We start from the raw sequence: 13,551 nt of genomic DNA, 5'->3' as shown, positions 1-13,551 counted from the left end.
TCTTTAAAACTATATCAAAGGTTGTTTAACTACCATGGTTTCCTCGATTATTCTAACCCTGATAGCGATTGCATTTTTACTGATCGTTATAGAAGATATAATCCACGTAAATAAAGCTAAAACCACGCTGTTTTTTGGTACGCTTTGCTGGATTCTTCTTTTTATATACCCCCTACACGGGCAAAGCCCCGATACGATTCAACATCTTTTAAATGAAAATATTTTAGAAATTGCCTCATTATGGCTATTTTTAATGGCTGCAATGACCTTTGTAGCGTATTTAAATTCAAAGGGGTTTATAGAAAATATTGTGCACCGCGTTATGCCAAAAAGTATTAGCGAAAAAAAGCTCATGTTTTTGGTGGGTGGATTTGCATTTTTGTTTTCGTCGATTTCAGACAACGTAACAGCGACGCTTATATCGCTTGCGGTTGTTATGTCGTTAAAACTTGAACCTAAAAAGCTCGTTAAATACGCCACGCTTATTGTATTTGGAGTTAACTCAGGTGGGGTATCGCTAATAACCGGTGACGTAACCACACTAATGATATTTTTAGATGGCAAAGTAACCATTGCTCATTTATTACTACTTATAGCGCCAGCACTTGCAAGCGTTATGCTGCTTGCCGCGTTACTGTCTATCGGTATGAAAGGGCGTGTTGAGTTTGCTAGTGCAGGTAAAACCCGCATTGAAAAAACCGACATAACCATTGCTGTTATATTTTTATCTACCGTAGTGAGCACACTTACGCTGAGTGTAATTTACAGCGTACCGCCTCTCTTAACCTTTTTGTTTGGCTTATCAGTGATGTTTTTAGTGGCGCAATTTTTAATGCGCAAAAAAGACATAAACAAAGACATAATCGATTTTGTTCGCGATATAGAATACGACACATTATTGTTTTTTGTAGGCGTACTTTTACTTGTAGGCGCACTTAAAGAAATTGGTATGCTAAGTAAATTTACCGACCTATACACGGTAATGGCACCTGAGTACGCAAACTACTTAATGGGCATATTATCAGCAGGGGTCGATAACGTACCGCTTACCGCTGCATTATTAAAAGCCAATATAGTAATGAGCCAACAACACTGGTTGTCGTTTACGTATGCAACGGGGGTGGGCGGTTCAATGCTTATTATTGGTTCGGCTGCGGGCATTATTGCCATGAGTAAAGTTAAAGCGCTTACCTTTATGAGCTACTTGCGTTTATCGCTACATTTATTAATTTGTTACACGGTTGGATATGCGGGCTCGTATTACATGGGCAGTTTTATTTAACTCATAAATTATTAAATGCTTGACAGCTAGACGTCTAAACGATAACTTTCAAAGCCCCGCTACTTAGTGGGGTTTTGTTTTATTAGCCACTGGTTAATAAAGCATTCAGAAGAGGTGCGATACTTAGGTACTTAATGTTAGGCGACGAAAGCCGATGATCATTAAGGAGGGAAGTACTCGCCGAGGAAAATAATGATACGTCGTCATTGTTTTTCGGTTTATGGGGCTGAATCCTCAAAACTGTCACCAATATAGGTGGAGAGCTTCTGGCAGTGGACTTATCTTCAAGCATTCCTTTGCCAAGTTCTTCTTGTTTTATTGCGGTTTGGATACCGCGAAAGGAGACTAAATGACTACCCAATCAGTGCCACAAACAGTATCAGGCGCAAAATCAGATTACATCGTTGCCAAATTTGGCGGAACCAGTGTTGCAAATTTTGAAGCGATGAGTCGCTGTAGCGAAATTATTGTTGCAGATAAAAGCGTACGTATTGTTGCCGTGAGCGCCAGTGCCGGCGTAACTAATCACTTAGTTGCACTGTGTAAATCAAGCATTACCTCAAGTGAGCGCCAAGAACACATAAACGGCGTGCTTGCTATTCAACAAACTATTTTAGATGAATTATCGCTAGATGCCGATTTAGCGGTTGGCTTTAACGAAACCTTAAAAGCGTTTCAAACATTGGCTCAAGAGCCACTAACAACCGATCAGCAACACGACGAGCTACTTAGCTTTGGTGAGCGTTTATCGTCGTATTTGTTTGCTCAGGTACTGCGTTTACAAGGTTTAAATGCCGATCGCTTTGATGTGCGCAAGGTGCTTAAAACCGACAGCCAATTTGGCAAAGCAACGCCCAATGTTGCAGCCACAGCGCAAGCTGCTAAAGATCATTTAATTCCGTTATTAGACGCTCAGGTAATTGTAACTCAGGGATTTATTGGTAGTGACGAATACGGTCACACCACAACGCTAGGACGTGGTGGTTCAGACTACAGCGCTGCATTATTAGCAGAAGCGATTAACGCTAAAAGTGTGCATATTTGGACCGACGTAGTGGGCATTTTTAGCACCGACCCGCGTTTGTGCGCAAAAGCGACGCCTATTGCACGCTTAAGTTTTGACGAAGCCGCTGAAATGGCAACCTTTGGCGCAAAAGTATTACACCCAGCAACTATTTTACCAGCGAGTCGTAGCCACATTAACGTGTTTGTAGGTTCTAGCCGAGAGCCTGAGCGTGGCGGTACGTGGATTGAGCGTGAAAAATCGCAGCAACCAGGTATACGCGCAGTAACGCAACGTAAAAACCAAATATTGCTTACCCTTAAAAGCCCAGAAATGCTACTAGCAAGCGGCTTTTTAGCACGCGTATTTACACTATTAAGTGAATACAATATATCGGTAGATTTGGTAACTACATCAGAAATCAGTGTGGCTATAACGCTTGATAACGCGCAAAACGCCTCGCGCCCAGAGCTTGATCAAGAATGCCTAGATAAGCTTGCAGAGTTTTGCCATGTTTCGGTAGAAAACAACCTAACATTGGTGGCACTTATTGGCTCTGAGATTCAATTACGCCAACACGAAATGAACTTAATGAGTGTACTAAAAGACTTTAACATTCGATTAATTTGTCACGGTGCTAGTAAGCACAACCTGTGCTTTTTAGTAGAGCAAACTGAGTCAGATAACGTAGTACAGTCTATCCATAGCCGTTTATTAGAAAACGATTTTGCTGCGTAAGTAATCGTTATTCAGGGAAATTAACGAGTAAAATCAGTTAATAAAGTCATTTAATAAAAAGCATCGCCAGTCGGTGCTTTTTTTATGCACCACACTCACATCAAAACAAACATTGTTGTCACTGCTATCAACTACAGTAACGCGATTACTGCAAGCACTCAGCTTTGCTCTATGTAATTCGTCAAACACATTAGGGCTAAGTAATTTTGCAATAGGGCGGCTGGTGGCTTTAGCAAGTGACTCTTTTAATGTCCAAATTCTAAAAAACGTATCTGCTTGGGCTTGGGTATTAGTAGGCTCGGTAATAAGTGTAATTTCATCATTATGATAAAAATGCTTAGCGAGCTTTTCAAACGGGCGCTTTAGGCTTACTTTTTCAATATCAAACCCAAACTCACTTTTATCAAAATTTAGCGCGACCCCAACTAAACCATGCGAGTGCGAAATACAGGTATTTATAACATCACCACTTACATGTATTTGCAGCTTTGAGCTTGCTTCGTCAAATTCGGTACTCATTTTATTAAGGGGTACGTGCGTATGTTGCGGCTGCGTTACTTTAATAAGGTGTTTTAACAATAACCGCGTAGCTAAATACTCTTGCTTAGCCTGTGGGCTTTTACGGCGGTTTATAATGTTTAACTCAAATGGGCTTAAGCAATCGGGCAAATTAAAGTCACTAAGCTCAAGTGTTTTAGCATTAAATAATAAAATACTGTTACTCGCTAAAGACAAATTTGCCAATTGAGTTGAAGTAATACTCAAGGCGTTTTTAAAATAGTGTTCAGTCATAAAAGCCCTAAAGCAAAAGAAGTCGCTGATATTGTGAGCGGTTAACGCCACTAATAAAGGCTGGGTACAATTTTATTACTCAGCTGGCATGAAATATGGTTTAATTCACAATAATCAAAATAATAACAGATTTGTAGATGTATGGCACAAGTGCGTGATGGGTTTCAAAGCCGACTTGGTTTTGTTTTAGCCGCTGCTGGCGCAGCAGTGGGTTTGGGTAATATTTGGGGTTTTCCTACGCAAGCGGCCAACCATGGCGGCGGTGCTTTTTTACTGGTTTATTTTATTGTTATATTTTTACTTGCGCTTCCTGCGCTGTATACCGAACTTTATTTAGGTCACAAAGCACAAGCTAACCCGGTAAAAGCATTGGGCGATGCATGGCAAAACACTAGCCGTAAAGTAGGTGCAGCAGCCGGTTACATAGGTCTTGCGGGCGCAGTTGTTATGCTAAGTTTTTATTCAATAGTGGCAGGGTGGATGCTTTCGTACGCTATTGAACCCATAACAACCTTTTTAGGTTTCACAGGCGCAAGCGAATTTTTACATAGTGACTCAGTGCTGCGTAATTTTGTATTTACGCCGCTTATGCTTATTTTAACTGCCAGTATTATTTTAAAAGGGGTTAAATCGGGAATAGAAACCTGGTCGCGCCGTTTAATGCCACTGTTGCTTGTGCTGCTTGTTGGTTTAATTGCCTACATTGCAACACTTGATGGCGCAAGCAAAGGCTTTGCTGCGTATTTAATCCCTGATTTTAGCCAAATACTCGACCCTAATTTAATTATTGCGGCAATGGGGCAAGCGTTCTTTTCGCTCTCACTAGGTGTGGGCTGTATGATGATTTACGGCTCGTATTTACAACCAGATGCTAATTTACCAAAGCTCACAGCAGGTGTTGCACTACTTGATACTGGCGTTGCTTTTTTAGCGGGTTTACTCATTATTCCTGCTATTTATGTGGCGCAGCACAACGGTGTTGAAGTATTTAGTGGCGGTAAACTGATTGGCGAAGGGCAGCTAATTTTTGCTATTTTACCTGAGTTATTTAGCACCATGGGCGAAATTGGTTTATTAGTTGGTTTATTGTTTTTTGTATTAATGTCTATCGCATCGGTTACGTCAACAATATCGACCACCGAAATTCCGGTAGCGTTTTTAGTCGAAAACCATAACGTTAGCCGCACCAAAGCAACATGGGCAGTAAGCGCTGTTGTACTTGTGTGTGCAAGCGCAATTATATTAAATTTTGATTGGTTATTTGGTTTGGTAATTATGCTATTTACTCAATACCAATTACCGCTTATGGGTTTATTTTACTTTATTACAGTAGGGTGGATGTGGCAGCGTGGTAATAAATTACACCAAGCAACAACAGGCGTACATTATTGGTTTGCTCAGTATATTCGTTTTGTTTGCCCAATATTAATGACCTTAGTATTTGCAAACGTTGCCTTTGGTTAATTTTATCTAAGCCCTAAAATAAATTAATAAAGCGAAGTGAGTTTAAAACGCACTTCGCTTTTTTTGTGCCTATTATTTAGGTACAGCTAAAGTATTTATAAAACCTCATTAGTTAAAGGTTTACCTTCGCTTACTTCAAGCGCGTTAAGTAGGGTTGTGTTTGCTATTTCGGTTAGTGCTTCTTGGGTAAAAAAGCCCTGATGCCCCGTTACCAATACATTTTTAAAGCTCACTAAACGCGAAAATATATCGTCTTGGTTTATTTCGTCACTGTGGTTTTTAAAAAATAGCTCCGACTCTTGCTCGTAAACGTCGAGCCCTAAATACCCTAATTTTTTAGTTTTAAGCGCATTTATGCATGCTTTGCTATCAAGCAGTGCACCTCGTGAGGTGTTAATAAGCATAACGCCGGTTTTCATTTTACTAAACGCCTCATCATTTATTAAATGATGAGTTTGCTCCGTTAAAGGGCAATGCAAAGAAATCACATCGCTTTGGCTAAGTAAGGTGTCTATATCGGTAATTGTATAATTGCCAAGTTGTGCGTATGGGTCGCACACTAATACATTAGCGCCAAAGCCATTTAAAATATTGCACAGCGCAAGGCCAATTTTACCGCAACCTACAATACCCACTGTTTTATTGTGCAAGTTAAAGCCTAGTAATCCGTTTAAATCAAAATTGTCTTCGCGTACGCGGTTATACGCTTTATGGGTTTTACGGCTAAGCGTTAGCATAAGTGCTATACAATGCTCGGCTACGGCCTCAGGGCTGTAAGCCGGGACGCGCAATACCTTTAAGTTATGTGCTTTTGCTGCAGGTAAATCAACGTTATTAAATCCTGCACAACGCAGCAAAATAGTATTTATGCCTTGGCTTGCCAGTTGTTCAATAACAGTGGCGTTTACGGTGTCGTTTACAAATACGCATATGGCATCAAACCCGTTTGCTAAAATAGCCGTTTGTTCGCTCAGAGCTTGCTCAAAATACGTTATTTTTATATCACGGTGATCGCGTGTACTTTGTTCAAAAAAAGGCAGTTCGTACTTTTGAGTACTAAAAAAAGCAATATTCATGGTAATAGCCTCAACGCTTAATAAGTATCAATACAATAAACTACTTTATAAACCTGTGCTTTAGTAACGCGCATTTTATTGATTTAAATTAAGCCCTAATTTATGCCTTAGCCGACGTAAACAAAGGTATTTTTGATGCTACCTTTTTACCACCTCTTGCAGCGCTTAACTTTGCGGCTTGCAGTAAGTTATTTTCTATTACTTGTATAAGTGTTTCGGGCTTAGTACGTGGTGCATAGCGTGCAACAAGTTGCCCTTGTGAATTAATTAAAAACTTAGTGAAATTCCATTTAATTGCACGGTTTTGCGAAATACCCCGCGTATGCGACTTTAAATAATTAAACAACGGATGTGTTTCTGGTCCGTTTACCATTACCTTACCAAATACCTCAAACGAGATATTAAATTGATCTTGGTAAAAGTCTTTTATGGCTAAATTATCAAGCGGCTCATTTTGGCCAAACTGGTTACAAGGAAACGCAAGCACAGTAAAACCATTGCTTTTGTATTGCTGGTAGAGCTTTTCGAGTGCGTTTAATTGCACCGAAAAATTACACTTACTCGCTGTATTAACAATAAGGACGGTTTTGCCCTGTAACTGGCTAAGAGGAAAATTTTCGCTGTTATAAAGTGGTGCATTAAATTGATAAATACTGTCCATAGGTTACCTACTTACCTTTCCCGTTAAGGAAATTTTATAAAGACTTTCATTCGCTTTTTTATCGACCGGTTGACATAATCGAGGTCTAGTTTCTAAGTTATCAGTTAAATAGGTCATTTTTATGTCAATGAAAGTCGCATTTATAGGTTTAGGCGTAATGGGTTACCCAATGGCGGGGCATTTAACAAAAGCAGGGCACAGCGTATGCGTTTATAACCGCACTCAAGCTAAAGCTCAAACGTGGACTGCAGAACATTCAGGAAGCTTTGCATCAACCCCGCGCGAAGCTGCCAGTAATGCCGACATTGTATTTATGTGTGTTGGTAACGATGACGATTTACGCTCAGTAGTGTATGGCGACGACGGCGTGTTAGCGGGCATGTTACCGCACACTATTTTGGTTGATCACACCACAACCTCTGCCGAAGTAGCACGTGAAGTGGCTGCAAAAGCGGCTCTGCAAAATATCGACTTTATAGATGCGCCTGTATCGGGCGGACAAGCTGGCGCCGAAAACGGCGTATTAACGGTTATGGCGGGTGGCAGCGAAGCCGTATTTGCTAAAGTGCAGCCAGTTATGGCGGCGTTTAGCCGTTTTAGCCAACTGTTAGGCGGCGTTGGCTCGGGACAACTTTGTAAAATGGTTAATCAAATTTGTATTGCTGGTGTAGTGCAAGGTTTAGCCGAAGGCTTACATTTTGCCAAGCAAGCTGGGCTTGATGGTGAAAAAGTTATAGAAACCATTTCTAAAGGTGCAGCCGGTTCGTGGCAAATGGAAAACCGCTACAAAACAATGTGGGCGGGTGAGTACGAATTTGGCTTTGCCGTAGATTGGATGCGTAAAGATTTAGGCATTGCACTCGATGAAGCTAAAAATAACGGCGCTACTTTACCAATGACCGCAACGGTCGATCAATACTACGCCGACGTACAAGCACTTGGCGGCGGCAGATACGACACCTCAAGCTTACTAGCACGCATTGAAGCGCTACATAAAAAGTAACGCTGTAGACGCGAAGCTTGCTTGCGTGACGGGCAAAGCCCGTAAAAGTGACTTATTCACAAAGAGGTTATGAGGCGCTGCGCTTTTAGAGGCAGCGATAGATAAAAAAGATTGTTGTTGGTCTTTATGTTTTCTCATTTACTCCTCATTCGCTTCTTTTGTGAATAGAGTTTTATTTAAGTAATTAAAAGCTGTGCTTTTCACGTGAGCAAGCTCAACGTCTACCGTCAAAGTATAGATTTATGATTGTTTTTGTAGACGCGAAGCTTGCTTGCGTGACGGGCAAAGCCCGTAAAAGTGACTTATTCACAAAGAGGTTATGAGGCGCTGCGCTTTTAGAGGCAGTGATAGATAAAAAAGATTGTTGTTTTATGTCTTCTCATTTACTCCTCTTGCTCTTTTTTTGTGAATAGAGTTTTATTTAAGTAATTAAAAGCGGTGCTTTTCACGTGAGCAAGCTGTAGATATCAGTTTTACTTGTAGACGCGAAGCTTGCTTGCGTGACGGGCAAAGCCCGTAAAGTAATTTATTCACAAAGAGGTTATGAGACGCTGCGCTTTTAGAGGAAGTAATAGATCTAAAAAATTATTGTTTTTATGTCTTCTTATTTACTCCTCATTCGCTTCTCTTTGTGAAATAGATTTTGCTTTGTTTGAAGTGGTACAGATATTTATAAACAAAAAACGCGACGCTTTATTGCTAAAGCGTCGCGTTTTTAATGCGTTATACAAACAAAATTACATGCTTTGTGCGTAGTTATATAGTGCCTTTAAAATTGTAAGATTTTTTTCGCTGTCGTCATGTTCATGCGCTAGGTTTTCAAGGGTGATCATAAAATCTTGCGCATTAATCGACGGTTGATCTTCTCCGTGCATTAACTTGTTTTGGCAATACTGGCGCCATTGATCAAGCTCTTGCTGGTTTAGCGTTTCAGGCCAGTTACGGGCGCGGTATCTAAACAACAACGTATTAAACTTTTTATCTTCAAAGTCTAACTTCAACCCAGCTAACTCATCTGGTTTTGCATCACGAATAATCGCAAATTTAGCTTTATCAGCATGGCTTGTAAACCCATCGTAAAGTAAGTAGTCAACGTTAGTGGTTGCGCTGTAATCGCCTTGCTCGTTAAACACTTCGGTCACTTTATCGCGAAGGTCGGTATTGGCTTTTAAAATAGCTAAGTTAGCTAAGCACTGCTCGCGATTAATCCCAAGGCGGGCGGCGTTTTCAGGCAATAATGTTTTAGCTGGGGCTAAAATAGGGCACTTGTTTAAATGCACTAATTTTAAGCCAACAGGTAATTCACCCTCGGCTAAATCAACACGTTTGGTGTATAAACGCTTGCGTAACTCTTCTACGTTTAAATCAATGAGTACTTGCGGGTTTTGAGTTAAATCAAAACAAATAACCGCGTTTTTATTTACCGGATGAAAGCTCATTGGTGCAACCCAGCTTGTACAGCCTTGTGTTGCAGGTATGCGCGACGTGGTATGCACCAGCGGCGTCATGTTAAATACATCAACCAATTCAGCAAGGGCTTTTTTATTACGCAGCCCAAAAAAGAAGTTATATAGCTTTGGCTGTTTTTCTTTTATTAGTTTAGCCAGTGCAATAGTGGCGGTTACATCGCTTAGTGCATCGTGCGCTGCGGCGTGTTCAATACCATTGGCTACCGTTAAATGCTCTAACTTAAAGCTTGGGCTGCCGTCTTCTTTTAACGGCCATTCAATGCCTTCAGGGCGCAGCGCGTAACAAGCACGTACTAAATCAATAATATCCCAGCGACTATTATTATTTTTGTATTCACGCTCGTATGGGTCGTAAAAGTTACGGTAAAAGCTATAACGGCTTACTTCGTCATCAAATCGAATACTGTTATAACCGGCAACACAGGTGTTTGGCACGCTAAATTCGGCATGAATTTTTGCTATAAACTCAGCTTCAACTAAGCCTTTTTTCATCGCTACTTGTGGCGTAATACCCGTAATTAAACACGCCTCAGGGTGGGGCAAGTAATCCGCTTGCGGCTTACAATATTCAATAAGCGGCTCGCCAATAATATTTAAATCAAGATCGGTACGAATACCCGCAAATTGGCTTGGCTTATCCTTTTGAGGGCTTGCCCCCCACGTCTCGTAGTCGTGCCAGTAAATAGTTGCTTGTTCATTCAAGTTCATAGTTGTAAAGCCTTGTGTTTCAATCTTTTGAATTTACTGAATAATTTTTAAATTTTTGAAAATATAATTCATCAAAGCTTTATTTTATAGCTTTTCTATTAATTGAATTTGTGTACACTATCGTGTGCAGATAAAAGATTTGGTGTGTACAAAAAAATGAGTTTAACAGACAGTAAATTAAAAAAGTTTCTTAATAAGTCACATGATAAGCCTTTTGAGCTTGCAGATCGAGACTCGCTTAGTATACGAGTCTCCCAGAAGGGTAAAATTGCTTGGCAATACAGGTTCAGATACAACGGAAAGGCCGACAGACTTTCGCTTGGAAATTACCCTGCAATTTCGTTGTCACAAGCTAGAGCTTTGGTTCCTGACTTAAGGCAGTGTATTCAAGAAGGCAAAAACCCTAAATCTGTAATGGGCAAGAGTCGTCAGGCTAAAAGCAAAAAAATTATGACTCTCGAAGGTTTGTGCTTAATGTGGTTAGAAAAAGTTTCTGCTATTGAACACAAAGAAAACACGCAAGCAACTCATGCCACAACTGTAAGAAAGTGGATTTTAAATGAACCTATAAAAAAGCCGCTAAAAGAGAAGTGGGTCAAGAAAAACCTTAATATGCCGTTTGATGAGATCACTAGTCAAAATTGGATGGATTTTTTTGAATGGGTAAAGTCTGAAAAAAGCGCCAACATGGCAGGCGTAGTCTTTAAACTATTAAAATCTGTTATTACCTGGGGTGTTAAATGGGAGTTAGTATCAAATTCAAACCTACTACTATTTAAAGTAAAAGATGTAGGTAAAGCCCCTAATGTTGGGGAGCGAACTCCCAGTTTATACGAAGCAGCCATGATGTGGTTAGAAATTGATAAATCTAAAGCTCTACCACAAACAAAAATCTGTCTGAAACTTATAATTTTGCTTGGCGCTAGAAATAGCACAGTGCGTAATATGAAATGGGAAGACTTAGATTTAGTAAATATGATTTGGACTATCCCTGTGCCTAAGGGGCAAAAGCAAGCAACTCGGCGGGGAGCTCTTGAAGGCGATGTGAGCTCTCAAAGGCCAGAAAGGCATCCAATCCCAAGCAAAGTCAAAGAACTGCTAGAAGAAATAGCTCTTATTTATGGAAAAACGGGGTATGTTTTTAAAGGTGATGGTGACAACAGCAATAAAGAAATTACTACCCATGCTTTAAACCGTTTTTGCACAAGGATGTCTTCTAAACTATTTATGAAGCACCAAATATCTAAAATTGTTCCGCATGACTTTAGGCGCATGTTACAAACTACGCTCTGTGAAATTGATTCAAAATGGTTAGTAATAACAGAGCGTATGTTAGGCCATAAACTCAAAGGGACTATGAAGCACTACAACAAAGCCGATTATTTAGATGAGCAATTAGAGGCTTATGAACTACTTTGGTCAAAGTTAAAGGTAGAAATTGAAAAAATTAATAGCTAAATAATGCTGTTATTAATAAGAGCTACAAAAATAGATGTTAGTAGCTCTTATTAAATTAAAGTTAACTTTACTAATTTTAATTGCCGGCAATAACTAACCCGCCTGACCCAAAATATACTCTTCAACTTGTGCGGTAATAAAAATTCTCTTTCTGTGATTCTGTAAAGGCTTAGGGAAGCCATGCTTAAACTGTGAATTGTCTTGATTGCTTTGTGTGTAATTGTAATAACTAGTTCTAGACATATTTAAAACTTGGCATAGTTGCTTCAGTGACATAGTAGGGCCGAATAATTCAGATAAGTTCATTTTCTATCCTCACATAAAGTAATTTTTCCTCGCCCTAAGTAGGTTTTACCCAGGCGAACTTTTGTGATTCTTTGCTAATTTCTTAAATTAATTTCGAATCAGCTTAGGTAGTTTCGGCTTAAACAAACTATTACGGTTTGTATAAAATTATTTAAATTAATTTTTTAATAACCTTGATGAACGTCTTGTGTGCGGTTTTTAGAGGGCATGTTGATTCAATAAACTAAAGCTTTGTTTTAAATTTAATCGTTTAAGTGATTGCTTTTAAAGTAATAGTTTGAATGTTAACGTGTATTAAGTAAAATGAGCCGATTTTTTTAAACGTGGAATAAGTAATGAAGAACATTGTAGTTTTATTTATATTAGTGACCTTAACTGGTTGTGGTGTAATGAAAGATATTCATATAGAAGAACAAGAAGAATACTTTCGCTTGGCTATTAAACCTATACGCAAAATAATACCATCTAACCCTCAAATTGTTTTTAATGTTTCAGGTAAATTTGAACCATTTAAAACAGAAGAAATAGAAATAACTAATATTAAAGTAGTGCCAGAGAATATAAGAGGTAATAACTGTAACCCCGCATACCCTCAAATCTATTATTACTATTGTGACGTCGGTATTACTTATGCTAGTTATTATGAAGATCGGTTTGATAATCATGAAAAAAACGATCGTGGGCATAATTTTACCGCAACTTTTAGCTTGCAGAACTATTATACAACTAAGGCTTATCGTTACAGCGAAACAACAAATCAAAAAAAAGTAGCAAGAACTTCAATAGTTACACTACCATTCTGGGAAAAATATAGAGAAGATATTATTAGAGTTAGCTCCGCGGCCAAGAAATATCAAAAATTAAATAAACAAGTTTATACAAATTTAGGACCTGAATATTCAAAATTAGACTTATTACGAATACATTTAGAGCCAGATAATAATTTTTCTTTAGAGAAGTTAATTTCTATTATTGAAGAGTCTTCTGATGAGCAAACACTTATTACTAGATACAAAAGAAAAATGAATGAAAAAATAAGTAGTGAGAAGCATAAAGAAGAGCAAAAAAACCTTCGTCTGAGGAAGCAAGAGAAGCTGAGGTTAAAAACGGAAGAAAAAATTCGTTTAGAAAAATTAGCTCAAGAAAAGTTTAATAATCACCAAATAAACGTTTTATCCTCACAAAATAAAGTTAACAAAAAAGTTTGGGAAAACCGTATCAGTGTATTAAATGCTAGTAATAGAGGTGACAAAATATGCAGTTATATTGATAATAAAGTTGGCTTCATTGAAGATATTGTTGAAGATAAAGTGAAAGTATTATGGAAAGCTAAAATTATAAGTGAAGATGGTTTTGCATTTGGTAATTTACCATTTTCGGTAATGGATAGAAAAATACGTGGTGCCATGAACTATGAATTTACGTCTATTAATGACGTTACTTGGGTATCTAAAGATTCTGTTTCAACTTGCGACTTTAATATTTAGCAACGTTAGATTCTGAAGTTAAAAGCTTTTTAATAAGTTAACTTACATCAATTCCCACAAACGAAGAGCTAGCACTTCGTTTGTGGGGTATAACTAATTTTACT

Annotated in this window: 11 protein-coding genes and 1 riboswitch; of the genes, 6 read left to right on the top strand and 5 right to left on the bottom strand. The window is 38.8% G+C overall.

Going from position 1 to position 13,551, the window contains the following annotated elements:
- Nucleotides 1–34 precede the first annotated feature (34 nt).
- Both nhaD and lysC read left to right on the top strand, forming a co-directional pair.
- Nucleotides 35–1,282 carry a sodium:proton antiporter NhaD gene (gene nhaD / locus FFU37_RS08665; RefSeq protein WP_101217585.1) on the top strand — a complete coding sequence of 416 codons (1,248 nt, stop codon included), beginning with the start codon at nucleotides 35–37 and terminating at the stop codon, nucleotides 1,280–1,282.
- A 101-nt stretch (nucleotides 1,283–1,383) separates the two neighbouring features.
- A riboswitch (Lysine riboswitch) is annotated at nucleotides 1,384–1,556 on the top strand.
- A 75-nt stretch (nucleotides 1,557–1,631) separates the two neighbouring features.
- Nucleotides 1,632–3,023 (top strand): lysine-sensitive aspartokinase 3, encoded by a 1,392-nt coding sequence (gene lysC / locus FFU37_RS08660; protein ID WP_138489292.1) that lies wholly within the window; start codon nucleotides 1,632–1,634, stop codon nucleotides 3,021–3,023.
- Between the two features lie 33 nt (nucleotides 3,024–3,056).
- Here the strand turns inward: lysC and FFU37_RS08655 are convergent, their stop codons facing one another.
- Nucleotides 3,057–3,815 carry a 4'-phosphopantetheinyl transferase family protein gene (locus FFU37_RS08655; RefSeq protein ID WP_138489291.1) on the bottom strand — a complete coding sequence of 253 codons (759 nt, stop codon included), beginning with the start codon at nucleotides 3,813–3,815 and terminating at the stop codon, nucleotides 3,057–3,059.
- A 141-nt stretch (nucleotides 3,816–3,956) separates the two neighbouring features.
- On the opposite strand from FFU37_RS08655, the gene FFU37_RS08650 reads away from it, so the two are divergent.
- Nucleotides 3,957–5,279 carry a sodium-dependent transporter gene (locus FFU37_RS08650; RefSeq protein WP_138489290.1) on the top strand — a complete coding sequence of 441 codons (1,323 nt, stop codon included), beginning with the start codon at nucleotides 3,957–3,959 and terminating at the stop codon, nucleotides 5,277–5,279.
- A 95-nt stretch (nucleotides 5,280–5,374) separates the two neighbouring features.
- On the opposite strand, the gene FFU37_RS08645 is transcribed toward FFU37_RS08650, so the two are convergent.
- Nucleotides 5,375–6,355, bottom strand: coding sequence for a 2-hydroxyacid dehydrogenase (locus tag FFU37_RS08645; RefSeq protein ID WP_138489289.1), 981 nt, complete (start codon nucleotides 6,353–6,355; stop codon nucleotides 5,375–5,377).
- A 100-nt stretch (nucleotides 6,356–6,455) separates the two neighbouring features.
- Nucleotides 6,456–7,016: a glutathione peroxidase gene (locus FFU37_RS08640; protein WP_138489288.1), complete on the bottom strand. Its 561-nt coding sequence runs from the start codon at nucleotides 7,014–7,016 to the stop codon at nucleotides 6,456–6,458.
- Nucleotides 7,017–7,137: 121 nt separating this feature from the next.
- Between FFU37_RS08640 and FFU37_RS08635 the strand changes: the two genes are divergently transcribed.
- Complete coding sequence (locus tag FFU37_RS08635; protein WP_138489287.1) at nucleotides 7,138–8,019, top strand: NAD(P)-dependent oxidoreductase; 882 nt, start codon at nucleotides 7,138–7,140, stop codon at nucleotides 8,017–8,019.
- Between the two features lie 737 nt (nucleotides 8,020–8,756).
- On the opposite strand, the gene sbcB is transcribed toward FFU37_RS08635, so the two are convergent.
- The gene (gene sbcB / locus FFU37_RS08630) at nucleotides 8,757–10,196 is read right to left on the bottom strand and encodes an exodeoxyribonuclease I (RefSeq protein WP_138489286.1); all 1,440 of its coding nucleotides are present in this window, start codon (nucleotides 10,194–10,196) and stop codon (nucleotides 8,757–8,759) included.
- A 156-nt stretch (nucleotides 10,197–10,352) separates the two neighbouring features.
- Between sbcB and FFU37_RS08625 the strand changes: the two genes are divergently transcribed.
- The gene (locus tag FFU37_RS08625; RefSeq protein ID WP_138489285.1) at nucleotides 10,353–11,654 is read left to right on the top strand and encodes a tyrosine-type recombinase/integrase; all 1,302 of its coding nucleotides are present in this window, start codon (nucleotides 10,353–10,355) and stop codon (nucleotides 11,652–11,654) included.
- A 93-nt stretch (nucleotides 11,655–11,747) separates the two neighbouring features.
- Here FFU37_RS08625 and FFU37_RS08620 read toward each other — a convergent pair whose 3' ends face one another.
- Entirely contained in the window at nucleotides 11,748–11,960 is a 213-nt protein-coding gene (locus FFU37_RS08620) for a hypothetical protein (RefSeq protein WP_138489284.1), read from the bottom strand.
- Between the two features lie 335 nt (nucleotides 11,961–12,295).
- Between FFU37_RS08620 and FFU37_RS08615 the strand changes: the two genes are divergently transcribed.
- A complete protein-coding gene (locus FFU37_RS08615; RefSeq protein ID WP_138489283.1) occupies nucleotides 12,296–13,447 on the top strand; it encodes a hypothetical protein in 1,152 nt (383 codons plus the stop codon).
- Nucleotides 13,448–13,551: the final 104 nt, after the last annotated feature.

Origin of the sequence: Pseudoalteromonas distincta (assembly GCF_005877035.1) — a bacterium.
In the GTDB taxonomy this organism is placed as follows: domain Bacteria; phylum Pseudomonadota; class Gammaproteobacteria; order Enterobacterales; family Alteromonadaceae; genus Pseudoalteromonas; species Pseudoalteromonas distincta.
This window is presented reverse-complemented; position numbering and strand designations above follow the sequence as displayed.